Raw genomic sequence first — 13,252 nt, 5'->3', positions numbered from 1 at the left:
GGCGCACGCCGGCGCGCATCACCCTGCGATCGGCGGCCGGAACGGCGCGAGCAGGTGCTCATGCCGATATCTGTCCGCATGGGCTGTCGCCGACGGCCAATGCCGGCCGATATGAGCAATGGCCAACACTATTTCTGGAGCCGGCGCGGCCTGGCTACAGCACAGCACCAGCTGCTGTAGCCGGTGCAGCGCGGCGTCTACGCCACGCTCGGAAGCTGGTGATGCCACTGCCGGGTCATGGTCGGCCGCGGCCAGATGGGTTTGAGCATGGAGCTCGCCAACCACTGCCAGCACCGGCTGCGTCACAAGGCCCACGGCCAAGTGCGCCAGCAGCAGCCAGCGCAGGCCACAGCTCAGCCGGCCAAGCGCTGTCATGCAGGCGTTTTGCGCGCGTCGGCACGCGCCCGGCGAGCATCACCCAAGATCTCGAAAGCCTCCTTGATCACATACAGGCCGATCAGGGCGCCGATCACGAAATCCGGGTAGGGGCTGGCCAGCCACCACACCAACAGGCCGGCCAGAATCACCCCAACGTTGGCCACCACATCGGCGCGGGTAAACAGCCAGGTCGCTCGCAGATGCACTTCGCCAGACTTCAAGGGGGCGAGCATACGGAGCACCTTCAGGTTCACGGCCAGCGAGACCAGAGCGGTACCGATCATCCAACCGCTGACCGGCTCGGCGCCGTACATCACCCGGCGGCCGACTTCGACCAGCACGCCTACGCCCAGCACCAGCAGCACGCTGCCACTGACCCACGCGGCGTTGGCCTTGAAGCGCGCCGTGCGCCCGATAGCGACCAGGCCAATGGCATAGGCGGTGGCGTCAGACAGCATGTCCAGCGCGTCAGCCAGCAGCCCGGTGGAATGGGCAATCCAGCCGGCAATGCCGCCGATCACGGCCATCGCTGCATTCAGGACCAAGGCGATCCAGAGGATGCGTCGCTCCTCCTTGTTCTTGGCTTCGTGGTGGCACCCGCAATCACTCATGTCTTGGTCCTCTGCTGTGTTGTTTCATTACTTGTTTGCGCCTGGCTGTCTACGCACACCGGAACGGGCATTGGCGAGGAACCCCACGATGGCGGCGGTGCCTACCAATACCTGCGCCAGCAGCGACTGCCAGGTGGGATACAGGCCGATCCACTCGATGCGCGGCAACGCGAGCGGTGTTTGAGAGATCCAGCCCGCTTCCTGCAACGCGGCCACGCCTTTACCGATCAGGATGACCGCCATCACCGCGATGAGAATCGAGCTGATCGAAAAGAACCGGCCAATCGGCAGTCGCCTGCTCATGCGCAGCATCCAGTACGCCACCGCAGCCAACACCGCGATTCCCGCCACCAGGCCTGCGAGGATGGCGGTGGACGCCTGATCGCTCCACATCGCGATGTAGAACAAGATCGTCTCAAACACCTCGCGGTACACCGCGACAAAGGCCAGCATGAACAGGAAAACAGCCGAGCGCCGTGTCAGCGCAGTCGTCAGCTTGGCGTGCAGGTACTCCTGCCACCGCCCTGCAAGGCTCTTTTGGTGCATCCAGATGCCTACGCTGAGCAGGACAGCGGCAGCGAACAAGGCCGAGACGCCCTCAGTGACTTCCCGGTTCGCACCGCTGATATCAACAAAGTAAGTGGCCACTGCCCAGGTAGCTGCGCCTGCCAACAACGCGCAGATCCAACCCGCATGCACATACGGCAACACATCAGACCGCTCGGCTTTACGCAAGAACGCCACGATACCAATCACGATCAGCAGCGCTTCCAGTCCTTCGCGTACCAAGATGGTAAAGCTGCCTAGAAACGCGGTGCTGGCGCCTATTCGGGTGTCCTGCAGCGCCACGTCCGCGCGATCAAACAGCTGGGCAATTTGCGCTGCCTGCCCGGCAACGTCAGCCGCGGGCGCATGCTGATCCAGCTGCGCGCGGTAGCCTGCCATGGCCGTCTCGATCTCTCGCAGCAATGACGGATTGCGCGTGGCCAGCGTGGGTTCAAGCGGCTCTACACCATCCAGATAGGACGAGAGCGCAAGCTTTTTGGCTTGAGCCAGGTCCTCATCAGCGTAAGCGCGCTGGCTGGCGGCCAGTCGCTGCCGCGCCACCGCAAAGCGATCGGCTCCTGGTACCGCTTCGTTTACTGCCTGTGGCTGCGAACGCAGGTAGGCGATGATCGCGTTTGCCTGATCGGCGGGCATCGTGGTGGCAAGATCGGCCTCTCGCGTGCGTGTCAGCGCTTCGAGCGAGGGAATGTGCGTATGGGCCTCGGCACTGGTGCGCCATAACGCCTCACCTTGAGCCTTGGCTTGCGAGGAGTACCCCAAGCTGCCCACATAGAATGCCAACGCCCAGCGATCACTTTCTGACAGCCCAGAGAAGCTGACCATGCCGGTACCCGGCACACCCTGGGAAATGACCTCGTACAACGACAGCGGCGTTCGCTGCGCGGCGCGAGTGGCATCGGTGAACGCGATCGGCGGCGGACTTAACGCTTGCGCGGCGGGGCCATCACCGTGACCTGTGGGGCCGTGACAGGCCGCGCACTGCTGGCTGTAGATGGACGCGGCCTGGGAGGTCTTCGGCGCGCTCGCCGGAACAGCGCCGATCGGGTAGCGGGCCAACAGCGTCGTGCCGAGCCCGCGCGCCAACGTTGCCACTTGCGCCGGGTCGGCCTTCTCTGCCACCGCCTGGACCAGGCGGTCGGCCTGGGCCGTCAGCTCCTGCTGGTTCTGGCCACCGGGCAATGCTGCCAGCTGACTGCGCACGGCGCCGGCAAACTCGCTCATTTCGGCGTATTCGTTGGGGGCAATTACGCGACCGGCCTGGACCGCGCCGGGGTAGTCGACCGCGATGTAATCGAGCATCTGCCAGGTTTGGCGCAGGTCTGCTGCGGCAGGCTCCGCCTGAGCAGAAGCGGGCAGAACCCAGCCGATCAGCAAGGCAATCAGGCAGTAGCGAATCAAGGCGATGGGCAGTGGCATGGTCGTCACATGCAGCGCCGCGGCCGGAGTGGCGGCGGATACGGGTTCAGCGTAAAGTCCGTAGCTACTACGGAGTCAAGCGTACTACGAATGAAAATCAGTGAGGCTGCCGACGCCAGCGGATGCCACTTGGAGACGATTCGCTATTACGAGCGGATCGGGTTGCTGCCGCGCCCGGGGCGCACGGGCAACGGCTACCGGGTCTATGGCCCGGCCGACATCGAGCGGCTGCGCTTCATTGCGCGTGGCCGGGACCTGGGCTTCAGCCTGGAGGAGGTCCGCAGCCTGCTGCAGCTGGCCGGCGATGAGGAGCTTTCGTGCGGGGACGTGGACCGGTTGGCCCGCAGCCATCTGGCCGACGTGCGCGCCCGCATGGCCGACCTGCAGCGCATGGCCAGCGAGCTGGAACGGGTGATTGCCAGTTGCCATGGCGGGCAGCGGGCGGAATGCACCATCCTGTCGACGCTGCGCCAGACGACCTCGGTGGAGGCCACGCGCCAGTGACCGAACTGGACCGCTACCTCGATGCGGCCACGCGCCAGAACACGGTGCGCAGCTATGCGTCGGCGCTGCGGCACTTCGAGGTTGAATGGCAAGGCCACCTCCCAGCGACACCTGACAGCGTGGCCCGGTACCTGGCCGCTTATGCGCAGACCTTGGCGACCAGCACCCTCCGCCAACGTCTGGCGGCCATCGCCTCTTGGCACCGCGACCACGGCTTTGTCGACCCGACCCGATCGCCGCTGGTGCGCAAGGTGCTCAAAGGCATCCAGACCCTGCACCCGGGCCAGGTCAAGCAAGCCGCGCCGCTCCAGATTCGGCGGCTGGTCGAGCTCGATGACTGGCTGGCCGCGGCGATCGCTGCGGCACATGCCCGGGGCGATGGGCCGGCGGCGCTGCGCCATCAACGAGACCGAGCGCTGGTGCTGCTCGGGTTCTGGCGGGGATTCCGTGGCGATGAACTGCTGCGTCTGGACGTGGCCCATCTCACGCTGGTGCCGGGACAGGGGATGACCTGCTTCTTGCCACGCAGCAAGGGTGATCGCCAGGCAGCCGGCGTCACCTACAAGGTGCCGGCGCTGTCGCGGTTATGTCCGGTGGAGGCGACCCAGGCGTGGCTGCAGGCGGCCGACCTGCAAGAAGGGCCGGTGTTTCGGGCAGTCAACCAATGGGGCCAGGTGAGCGCCGAAGGCCTACATCCCAACAGCTTGGTGCGCCTGCTGCGCGAGTTGCTGACCAGTGCCGGCTTTGCCGATGCGGGGCTCCACAGCAGCCATTCGTTGCGCCGCGGCTTTGCCAGCTGGGCCAACGACCAAGGCTGGGACATGAAGGCCTTGATGGAGTACGTGGGCTGGCGCGATGTGCAGTCGGCCATGCGTTACCTGGACGGGCGTGACCCGTTTGCCCGGGACCGCATTGAAGCAAGCCTGCCCAGTCCAACCGTGCCGGTACCGGCGATGGCACTGCCGGCGCCGGAGGGCAAATCGGCCCTGCAGCTGCGCCTGCGCATGGTGCTGACCCCGTTTGCCCGCACGGGCCGCGGCGCGGCCAAGGCCCGAGGCCGAATTGAAGAGATCTGCTTGGCCCCGTTCCAGGCTGTGCGCCTGAACACCGCCAGCAGCGAGTACCAGTTGACTGCTCCCACCGATCCCGAAAGGGATCTGGATGAAATCCTGGCCACGTTGCTCGATGACATGCACCGCATGGCCGATACGCACCAGTGCTTCCTGGAAGCGTCGCTCAGTACAGACGACGGCCGGCACTGGGACTGATCCCCCTCACACCCTCCGGATCCAATGGCTACCCTTCACGAGACCGCCTACCCGCGACTGAAGCCTGATCCCACCGCCAAGGAACTGGAGGAGATCTATACCCCGACCGCCGCTGAGATTGCATTCGCCAAGCAGCTGACCACCCAGCCGGGTCCGCAGCTGGCGGTACTGATTCATCTCAAGCTCTTCCAACGCTTGGGCTACTTCACGGTGTTGGCCGACGTACCCGAGCGGATCCGGAAGCACATCGCCAAGGCCGCCCGACTCGGGCGCGTATTGGACACCGACCAGCTCGAACGCTACGACGCTTCCGGCAGCCAGCGCCGGCATATGCCGCAGCTTCGGCAATTCATCGGGGTACGTCCCCTGGATAAATCGGGCTTGGCTTGGCTGGACACCGTGGCCACCGGAGCAGCCCAGACCAAGCACACCATCCCGGACATCGTGAACGTCCTGCTCGAAGAGCTGGTGCACCATCGCTACGAACTGCCCGGTTTCCGCACTCTGGAGCTGGCCGCCATCGGCGCCCGTGAGCGGGTCAATCTGGGCTACTACCGCAGCATCAGCCACGCACTGACGCCTGCCACGCGCACGCTCATCGACGAACTGCTGCGCGCACCGGAAGGGTCCAGGTTCACCGGCTGGCAATCACTCAAGCGCGAGCCCGGCCGGCCCACCAACAAGGAAGTTCGGTTCTATCTGCAGCACATCCGCATGCTGCAGCAGTTGGCCGACCAGCTGCCTCCCATTGATGTGCCGGTGCCCAAGCTCAAGCAGTTCCGTGCGATGGCTCGGGCCTATGACGCCAGCGAGCTGGCCGAACTGGCTCCGGACAAGCGCTATGCGCTGGCCACCATCTTCATTCGCGCCCAGCATGCCAAGACACTGGATGATGCAGCCGAGTTGTTCATCAAGCAGGTGCGCGGGCTGGAGAACACGGCCCAGCAGAAATTGCTGGCCTACCAGCTCGAACATGCCAAACGGGCCGACTTCCTCATCGGCCAGCTCAAGGAAATCCTACAGGCCTATCAGCTCGACGGCAGCGATAGTCAGCGCGTGGATGCCATCGACAACAGCCTGGAAGCGGAAGTGTCGACCTTGCTGGCCGAATGCGAAGAACATATGGCCTACGCCGGGAAGAACTACCTGCCATTCATGCTGCAGCCCTATGGCGCGGTCAGGCCGCTGCTGTTCAATGGGCTGGAGCTGATGAAACTTCGGGCGACCAGCCACGACGCCGGCATGGAGCCGCTGATCGCAGCGGTGCTCTCGCTGCGCAACCAGCGCCGTGAGCTGATCGAGGTCGCCTCCCTCGGTTTGGACCCGGAAAAGGACTTTGACTGGATGTCCAAGCTCTGGCGTCAGCACGTGTTCGGCAAGCGGGCCAGTGCAGCCGGCGCCGGCTGGATGCACCGTAAGTACTTCGAGCTGGCCGTGCTGGTGCAGGTCAAGGACGAACTGAAGTCCGGAGATCTCTTCATTCCCAGCAGCGAACGGTTTGATGACTACCGTGAGCAGCTGGTCGATGAAGCCACCTTGGCCCAGGAACTGGAAGCCTACGGCCAGGTGTCAGGCCTGCCCACCGACGCCGAGTCTTTCGTGGCGGGATTACGTGCACAACTGACCTCCCTGGCCGATGAGGTCGACGCGCGTTTCCCGGAGAACGTACATGCGGACATCCTGGATGGGCGCCTGGTGCTGCGGAAGGGGCAACGCGCCGAAGTCTCCAGCGCGATTACCACCGTGGATCGCCTCATCGCCGAACGGCTTCCAGAATCCAGCATCGTCGATGTCCTGATCGATGCCAGCCAATGGCTGGATCTGCACCGTTTCTTCCGCCCGATCGCCGGCACCGAGAGCCAGGTCGAAGATCTGCCCCGACGTGTGATCACCACGCTATTTTGCTATGGCTGCAACCTGGGGCCGACGCAGACGGCGCGGTCGATCAAGGGCTTCAGCCGGCGCCAAGTCGCTTGGCTAAACCTGAAATACGTGACCGAGGATGTGCTTGAGAAGGCCATCGTGGAGGTCATCAATACCTACAACAAATTCGACCTGCCTGGCTATTGGGGCAGCGGCAAGAGCGCATCAGCTGATGGCACGAAGTGGAGCGTCTACGAGGACAACCTGCTGTCGGAGTATCACATCCGCTACGGCGGCTACGGTGGCATCGGCTACTACCATGTGTCCGATAAATACGTGGCGCTCTTCAGCCACTTCATTCCCTGTGGCGTGCACGAGGGCATCTACATCCTCGACGGTCTGTTGGCCAACACTTCCGACATCCAGCCTGAGATCGTCCATGGCGACACGCAGGCCCAAAGCTACCCGGTCTTCGGCCTGGCCCACATGCTGGGCATCCAGCTGATGCCCCGGATCCGGAACATCAAGGACCTGACATTCTTTCGGCCCGAACCGGGTAGGGCTTATAAGAACATCCAGGCACTGTTCGGGGACAGCATCGACTGGCAACTGATCGCCACCCATCTCCACGACATGCTGCGGGTGGTGATCTCAATCCGATTGGGCAAGATCACCGCGTCCTCGATCCTGCGCCGGCTGGGCACCTACAGCCGGAAGAACAAGCTGTACTTCGCATTCCGAGAACTTGGCAAGGCCGTCCGAACGCTGTTCTTGCTGCGCTACATTGATGACAACGAGATCCGCAAAACGATCCATGCTGCGACCAACAAGAGCGAGGAATACAACGGCTTCGTGAAATGGGTGTTCTTTGGCAGCCAGGGGATCATTGCTGAGAACGTCCAACACGAGCAGCGCAAGATCATCAAGTACAGCCAGCTGGTGGCCAACATGATCATCCTCCACAACGTGGAAGGCATGAGCCGGACCTTGGCCGAGATGAGGAAGGAGGGGATTGAACTGACGCCCGAGATCCTGGCCGGCCTGTCGCCTTATCGGACCAGCCACATCAATCGCTTCGGCGATTACCACCTGGATCTTGAAAGGGAAGTGGCGCCGCTGAGCTACACAGCCAAGGTGCTTGAACAGACCCCATAGATGGGGAGAGCCTGCCCGAGAGACGAGCAATCAACCTTGAAATTCAGTCGCTTAGGCAGCTTTTGGCCCTGTACGTAATGATTCCCTGCCGACCCTCCGGTAGGCTCGATCCTGGCGGGGCCGGCGGCCTTCATCAAGCGCGCCCGTTACAACCGCAAGCTGCTGGGAGGCGGGTGGCGCCAAGCCGGCGTGATTGCCGCGCCCGGCATACTTGCGCTCACCGAGATGACGCAACGGCTGGATGTGGACCATGACAATGCAAGGTACCTGGCGCAGCAATTGGCCGAAGTGCCAGACGTTGACGTGGACATGGACGACGTCCACATCAACATGGTGTGGTTCGCGCTACCCGAGCAGGTAGACGTGCCCCGGCTGATGGACGCCCTGGAAGCAGCCGGCATCCGGGCCAACGGTGCGTACGGCGGCAAGATGCGCCTGGTGACCCATTGGCAGATCGACCGGGAAGCGATCGACAGGACCGTCTCAGTGATCCGGAGCGTCGTGGCGGGGTAATCAAAGAGGCCGGCGCGCGACCCAGCCCCGGAAGCTGAGGGCGGCGTAGAAGAGCTCCACGTCCGTGAAGCCGGCCGCCTGCAGCAACGCAACCTCGTCGGCTGCGGAGATGGCCGGGAGCTTCTCCGCCATGACCGCAATCGACGCTTCGGCCTGTTCGTTCAGAACGCCGTCCACCGACGCGAACGCTGCCGAGCGGCGCAACCAGCGCATGCGGGCTTCAGGCGCATAGCTGTGGTGGGCGACCACGAGCACACCACCAGGCCGCAGGCGCTGGAACAACTCCCGCAGGGTCTTCAGGCGCGCATCGGGGTCAAGGAAGTGCAGCGTCAGCAGGCAAGTAGCGCCGTCGAATTCGCGCTCCGGCGCATCTTCGATCAGCCCCTCCACCAGCACAGCACGCGAGGCCTTCGCGCCCAGGGTCTCCCGTGCAAGGTCCAGCATCGGAAGTGACGGGTCTACGCCGACAAATCGCCAGCCGGGCTGCGCCTGGGCAAAGGCGTCGAGCTCCAGCCCGCCCCCGGCGCCCAGCACCAGCACCTCGCCCGTTGGCGGAACGGATTCCGCCAGCAGGATGTGGGTCATGCGATGGAGCGCCGCCATGCCAGGCACCTTGGCCTGAGCGGTTTGCTGATAGCTGCTGACTGCGGAGGGGTCCTTGAATGTAGACATGGGTACTCAGCTCGCGCGGGCGCTTATATATGTAACTGCAATTGTTACATACGATGGGCGCGCAATGCGGAACTTGGTAGAAGCAGGACTTCAGCGGTAGCATCCTTCGCGCCGCCTCCGCGGTTGATGAGGATCGCAAGGATGCGCAGAACACGGGTTGAGTGGGTGCTTCTGATCGTAGGGTTTCTGGGCCTGATCGGATTCTCGTACTCGGACTTTCAGCCCAGCACGGGATTGATGTACTCCGCTTGCGTCGTCGCGGTGGCATTGGCTTTCTGGGCCATAAGGGCACAGCCCGTACCCGAAGAGGTTTACTCCCCACTTCAAGGCAGGCGCCGAAAAGCGCGTTCGCCGTACTCCCCGCTTTGGGTGGTGTTCCCTTTGGCATTGGTGGCCGGATGGTTGTTCACGGTCTACGGGGCGGGCATGACCCTGGCCGCTGCCGCAGGTACCGAGCACACCCGAAGCGGAACCGTGGTGTACAGCTCCAAACATAAGTCATCAGGACGCTCGCGCCGACCTACCTGCACGCTCCTCTCTGTCGTATTGAGGACTGAGCGCGGACCGGTACATGTCCACCATTGCGACGCGTCTCTGGGCGGCACTACGATCACGGGCATGGACGTAACGTACCGCACACGCGAATCGGCGCTCGGGCTGTTCATTGATCGGAAGCCCGGCCTGCCGCAGGTGGATGAGGCGCTGGAGATGGCCAGAGTCTCAGAGCAGCAGGCGGCCGAAGCCGTGGAGTATGCGGCCCGTGCCGAGGGACGCCGCTAGGGGATCTGTACCTTTGTGTACCTTCCGAACCAATGACACGCCTGAGCCGCGTGGGCTGATGCATCAGGTGTCGGAAGTGTTGGATCGACCTGAGACCAGGGTAAACACCGTTATCTCCGCAGGCCGTCCGAGACGAAGCGGAAACCCATTCCACACGCCCGTACCATTGTTTACGTACACCTGGGTGGCGCCGCGCTGGTACATCCCAGAGACCATGCCGTCGTTCGCATTGGCGATCACGCGATCAACGCCCCAGATCATACCGCCGTGGGTGTGGCCGGCCAGTTGAAGATCCACGCCCAAGCGTTCGCTGTCAAAGACGCCATTTGGCCGATGCCGAAGTAGAACAATCGGCTGGTCAGCACCAACGCCCCTCAATGCCTTCGCAGGATCAGGCATTTCGCCGCCATACTTTACTGCTGCCTCGTCGCTGGTCGCTGCAATAATCAGCCGCCGCCCCCCTCGTTCGATTGCTGCGTGTTCGTTGATGAGCACATGCATCCCCTGCGCGCGAAACTTCGCCGTCCACGCCACGGAACCGAAGTAGTACTCATGATTTCCCAAGGCAACGAACACGCCGTGCGTGGCGCGCAACTCGCTCAGCGGGCTCACATCCATATCGCGGACCGGAACATAGCCATCTATCAGATCGCCCGTGATCACCATCGCGTCGGCGTTCAGTGCGTTGGCCCGAACTACCACGTCATGCAGCCACTTCTTACCGAGAAGTCGACTTACATGAAGGTCGGAGAGTTGGGCGATCCGAAGCCCTTCGAGCTCCGGCGGAAGATCCTGAAGGGTGACATCAACCTCAGTTACGGCAGGTGGCTTCTGACCGTTGTATGCAGCAGTACATGCCAACAGGGAACCGGCTGCCAATGCGACAATGCGCGCCGAACGCAGCCACTGCGACGCACTCGCCTTTCCCCGTGCCGCCAGAATAACAACTGCAGCTGCATCAGCGGCCAAGCCCAGCGCCGCGGCGAACAACACCGTACCCATCAATGCCCCAGCGCCGAGTACCACCGCACCGGGGAGCTCAGGGGAGAACATGTCGCCGAAAAGTAGTTGGCACAAGTACCGATTCATTGCGCCCATGAGCAAAGCCAAACCGATGACTGTCCGGTAGGGCCAATAGATATGCAGAGGGAGGATCAATCGAATTAGCACATAGCAGAACAGGAGAAAGCAGTAGATGTGGAACACGGGAGCACCATGAGGAGGGCGGGGCAAGAGCAACGCAGATTCATTCGGCGGCCAGTCAGTTCTTCAGCCATTCTGCAAAGCGCGTCTTCCATGCTGGATGCCACCGCGAAAGCGCCGGGCGGTTCTGAATCATGTCGTCGACCGCCCAGCGGAAGCGCTTGGCGTCGAGCTCAGAGGAGACCTCGTTATCTGGGCAAATCACATAGAAGTCTTCGTTGAGGAACCTGGCCAAGAAGTAGTCCACGACCTGCTGCGCGGTCCAAGGGCCGTCGGGCTTGGTGTCGGAGGCGGCATTCATGCCCGGGAAATTCATCGGCGTCCAGGTGTAACCAGGCACCAGAAGGTGGGCAGAAACGCGGCCTCCGGTCACCTCGCGCAGCTCATGTGCCAACTGTTCGGTGAGCACCTTGACCGCCGCCTTCGCCACGGAATAGCCCGCGTTCCCTGGGGGAGTCGTAATGCCCTCCTTGGAGCCGAGGTTGACCACGGCTGCGGGTTCTGTCGCACTAATCATGCCCGGTACGAACAGATGATGGACGGACAGCACGGAACTGAAGTTGACCTCCATGGTCTCACGCCAGGTCTCCACACTGTCCCACGGGCCTGCTTTCAGCGTGGCACCTGCGTTGTTGACGAGCAGGTGCACTTGCCCAAAACGTTCAATGACCTGATCGTGAAAAGCGGAGAGATCGGCCGCACTGGTCACGTCACCCTTGAATGCCAAGAACGTTGGGCCTAGCTCGTCGTTCAATGAGTTCAGTGCTTGGGCGTCAAGATCGAACAACGCAAGCTGCATGCCCCTTGCGTGTAGCTCCCTGGCGAGCGCCGCACCAATGCCCTTGGCAGCGCCAGTGATCACGGCGACTTTGTTCTTGGCGACGATCTGGTTCATGCGTTGCGTCATGGCTATTTCTCCTCAGCTCGAAATCGATGTGAAACGTAGAAACCGACATTTGAGTCGTGCGAATGGGTAGGCAGAGCGACATTTCTGCGCCCCTTCTGCTTCACTTGCCGCGGCATTCGACTCCCGATGCGGCAAAGCGCACTTGCGCCACTGCGACCAGAAAAATCAGAAGTCCGCCACCAGCCAGTGCAGCTCCAACCAAGCCGGTAGACGCCCAGCCGTAACCCATGGAGATGGACATCCCCCCGGTCCAGGCACCGATAGCGTTGGAGGTGTTGAACGCCGAGTGATTCAACGCCGATGCCAAGGACTGTGCTTTGGGGGCTGCGTCCATCAAGCGGGCCTGCAGTGCCGGAACCAGCGCAAAGCCGATGCCAATCAGGAACAGAGTGACGGCAGCCATTGGAACGTTGCTCGCGGTCCACGTGAAGATGGCGAGGAAGAAGGCGTTCCAGATCAGGAAGCCAACGATGGACTTTGTCAGCGACTTGTCCGCCAGCCAGCCGCCGGCGACGTTTCCGACGACCATGCCCAATCCCCACAGCGCAAGGAACCAAGGAACGTTCGATTCAGGCTGACCGGTCACCTTGGTAAGCGTGGGGCTTATGTAGCTGTAGACGGCGAACATGCCGCCAAACCCGATGGCTGCAGTCGCCAGCGTCATCCACACTTGCGCCGAACTAAAGGCGGAAAGCTCCGTGCGAGGCGAGGCGCCGGACTCGGGTTCCAGCTTGGGCACCGTAAACGGCAACAACAGCAGCATGAGCGCCCCGCCGGCGGCGACCAGGCCAAACGCGGAGCGCCAGCCGAATGCCTGGCCCATCCAGGTGACCAGGGGCACGCCAACGAGGTTGGCTGCGGCAAGACCGAGCATCACGCGGCCAATGGCTTGGGTACGCTGGCTTTGCGGAACCATTGAGGCAGCCAGCAGGCCTGCGGTGCCGTAGTAAGCGCCATGCGGTAGGCCGGAGATGAACCGGGCAACCGCGTTCATGCCAAAGCTGCCTGCTGCTGCGGAAAGCGCGTTGCCCACGAGCACCAAGGCTGCGAGCCACATCAGTATTTTCCGGCGCTCCATCCTGGCCGTGATCATCGCCAGCAGCGGCGCTCCAACCACCACGCCGATTGCATAGGCGCTGATCAGGTGGCCTGCAGCGGGAATATCAACCCCGTATGTCTCGGCCATATCAGGAAGAAGCCCCATGGCGGCGAACTCCGCGGTACCGATGAACAGCCCACCGATACCGAGCACCAGCTGTGCTGGTAGAAGGCCGATTGGGGGGGTGTTCTTGAACTCGTTGGTCATGCTTGCTCACCTTCTTGACATGCAGGCGCGTGTCGGATGAGCGGAATACTGGGTGGCAGACGCGCCATAATGGGCGAGTTCAAGTAAACGTATTGATGACGTGGGCTCA

12 protein-coding genes are annotated in these 13,252 nt (G+C 62.7%); 5 read left to right on the top strand and 7 right to left on the bottom strand.

What is annotated here, in order from left to right; translation table 11 throughout:
- Window positions 1–18: 18 nt before the first annotated feature.
- From ACOZHM_RS00585 to ACOZHM_RS00575, 3 genes are read right to left on the bottom strand one after another with little or no spacing between them, the layout of a single operon-like run.
- On the bottom strand, window positions 19–375 hold the full coding sequence (locus ACOZHM_RS00585) for a hypothetical protein (protein WP_012480228.1): 357 nt from the start codon (window positions 373–375) through the stop codon (window positions 19–21).
- Entirely contained in the window at window positions 372–989 is a 618-nt protein-coding gene (locus ACOZHM_RS00580; RefSeq protein WP_005413376.1) for a cation transporter, read from the bottom strand. The genes ACOZHM_RS00585 and ACOZHM_RS00580 overlap by 4 nt, the downstream gene beginning before the upstream one ends.
- 27 nt (window positions 990–1,016) lie before the next feature.
- Complete coding sequence (locus ACOZHM_RS00575; RefSeq protein WP_005413375.1) at window positions 1,017–2,972, bottom strand: FTR1 family protein; 1,956 nt, start codon at window positions 2,970–2,972, stop codon at window positions 1,017–1,019.
- A gap of 90 nt (window positions 2,973–3,062) precedes the next feature.
- Here ACOZHM_RS00575 and ACOZHM_RS00570 point away from each other — a divergent pair, with 90 nt between their 5' ends.
- From ACOZHM_RS00570 to ACOZHM_RS00555, 4 genes are all read left to right on the top strand, one after another.
- A complete protein-coding gene (locus ACOZHM_RS00570) occupies window positions 3,063–3,476 on the top strand; it encodes a MerR family transcriptional regulator (RefSeq protein ID WP_012480230.1) in 414 nt (137 codons plus the stop codon).
- Window positions 3,473–4,744 carry a site-specific integrase gene (locus ACOZHM_RS00565; RefSeq protein ID WP_005413373.1) on the top strand — a complete coding sequence of 424 codons (1,272 nt, stop codon included), beginning with the start codon at window positions 3,473–3,475 and terminating at the stop codon, window positions 4,742–4,744. The genes ACOZHM_RS00570 and ACOZHM_RS00565 overlap by 4 nt, the downstream gene beginning before the upstream one ends.
- A gap of 24 nt (window positions 4,745–4,768) precedes the next feature.
- Window positions 4,769–7,762: a Tn3 family transposase gene (locus ACOZHM_RS00560; RefSeq protein ID WP_049431593.1), complete on the top strand. Its 2,994-nt coding sequence runs from the start codon at window positions 4,769–4,771 to the stop codon at window positions 7,760–7,762.
- Between the two features lie 108 nt (window positions 7,763–7,870).
- A complete protein-coding gene (locus tag ACOZHM_RS00555) occupies window positions 7,871–8,275 on the top strand; it encodes a beta-eliminating lyase-related protein (protein WP_421567462.1) in 405 nt (134 codons plus the stop codon).
- Here ACOZHM_RS00555 and ACOZHM_RS00550 read toward each other — a convergent pair whose 3' ends face one another.
- Window positions 8,276–8,947 carry a class I SAM-dependent methyltransferase gene (locus ACOZHM_RS00550; protein WP_421567037.1) on the bottom strand — a complete coding sequence of 224 codons (672 nt, stop codon included), beginning with the start codon at window positions 8,945–8,947 and terminating at the stop codon, window positions 8,276–8,278.
- 618 nt (window positions 8,948–9,565) lie between these two features.
- Here ACOZHM_RS00550 and ACOZHM_RS00545 point away from each other — a divergent pair.
- The gene (locus ACOZHM_RS00545) at window positions 9,566–9,727 is read left to right on the top strand and encodes a hypothetical protein (protein WP_421567035.1); all 162 of its coding nucleotides are present in this window, start codon (window positions 9,566–9,568) and stop codon (window positions 9,725–9,727) included.
- A 63-nt stretch (window positions 9,728–9,790) separates the two neighbouring features.
- Here ACOZHM_RS00545 and ACOZHM_RS00540 read toward each other — a convergent pair whose 3' ends face one another.
- The 3 genes from ACOZHM_RS00540 to ACOZHM_RS00530 all read right to left on the bottom strand — a co-directional run bounded on the left by ACOZHM_RS00540 (window position 9,791) and on the right by ACOZHM_RS00530 (window position 13,143).
- Window positions 9,791–10,933: a metallophosphoesterase gene (locus ACOZHM_RS00540; RefSeq protein ID WP_421567033.1), complete on the bottom strand. Its 1,143-nt coding sequence runs from the start codon at window positions 10,931–10,933 to the stop codon at window positions 9,791–9,793.
- A 55-nt stretch (window positions 10,934–10,988) separates the two neighbouring features.
- The gene (locus ACOZHM_RS00535) at window positions 10,989–11,825 is read right to left on the bottom strand and encodes an SDR family NAD(P)-dependent oxidoreductase (RefSeq protein WP_421567031.1); all 837 of its coding nucleotides are present in this window, start codon (window positions 11,823–11,825) and stop codon (window positions 10,989–10,991) included.
- Between the two features lie 112 nt (window positions 11,826–11,937).
- The gene (locus tag ACOZHM_RS00530) at window positions 11,938–13,143 is read right to left on the bottom strand and encodes an MFS transporter (protein ID WP_421567029.1); all 1,206 of its coding nucleotides are present in this window, start codon (window positions 13,141–13,143) and stop codon (window positions 11,938–11,940) included.
- Window positions 13,144–13,252 lie beyond the last annotated feature (109 nt).

Source organism: Stenotrophomonas sp. PD6, assembly GCF_049199305.1.
Classification (GTDB): domain Bacteria; phylum Pseudomonadota; class Gammaproteobacteria; order Xanthomonadales; family Xanthomonadaceae; genus Stenotrophomonas.
This window is presented reverse-complemented; position numbering and strand designations above follow the sequence as displayed.

Bases quoted from the DNA above. Each gene is read 5' to 3' on its own strand.
- ACOZHM_RS00550 (WP_421567037.1), bottom strand. From the start codon at position 8,947: ATGTCTACATTCAAGGACCCCTCCGCAGTCAGCAGCTATCAGCAAACC.
- ACOZHM_RS00570 (WP_012480230.1), top strand. From the start codon at position 3,063: ATGAAAATCAGTGAGGCTGCCGACGCCAGCGGATGCCACTTGGAGACG.
- ACOZHM_RS00580 (WP_005413376.1), bottom strand. From the start codon at position 989: ATGAGTGATTGCGGGTGCCACCACGAAGCCAAGAACAAGGAGGAGCGA.
- ACOZHM_RS00575 (WP_005413375.1), bottom strand. From the start codon at position 2,972: ATGCCACTGCCCATCGCCTTGATTCGCTACTGCCTGATTGCCTTGCTG.
- ACOZHM_RS00535 (WP_421567031.1), bottom strand. From the start codon at position 11,825: ATGAACCAGATCGTCGCCAAGAACAAAGTCGCCGTGATCACTGGCGCT.
- ACOZHM_RS00560 (WP_049431593.1), top strand. From the start codon at position 4,769: ATGGCTACCCTTCACGAGACCGCCTACCCGCGACTGAAGCCTGATCCC.
- ACOZHM_RS00530 (WP_421567029.1), bottom strand. From the start codon at position 13,143: ATGACCAACGAGTTCAAGAACACCCCCCCAATCGGCCTTCTACCAGCA.
- ACOZHM_RS00585 (WP_012480228.1), bottom strand. From the start codon at position 375: ATGACAGCGCTTGGCCGGCTGAGCTGTGGCCTGCGCTGGCTGCTGCTG.
- ACOZHM_RS00545 (WP_421567035.1), top strand. From the start codon at position 9,566: ATGGACGTAACGTACCGCACACGCGAATCGGCGCTCGGGCTGTTCATT.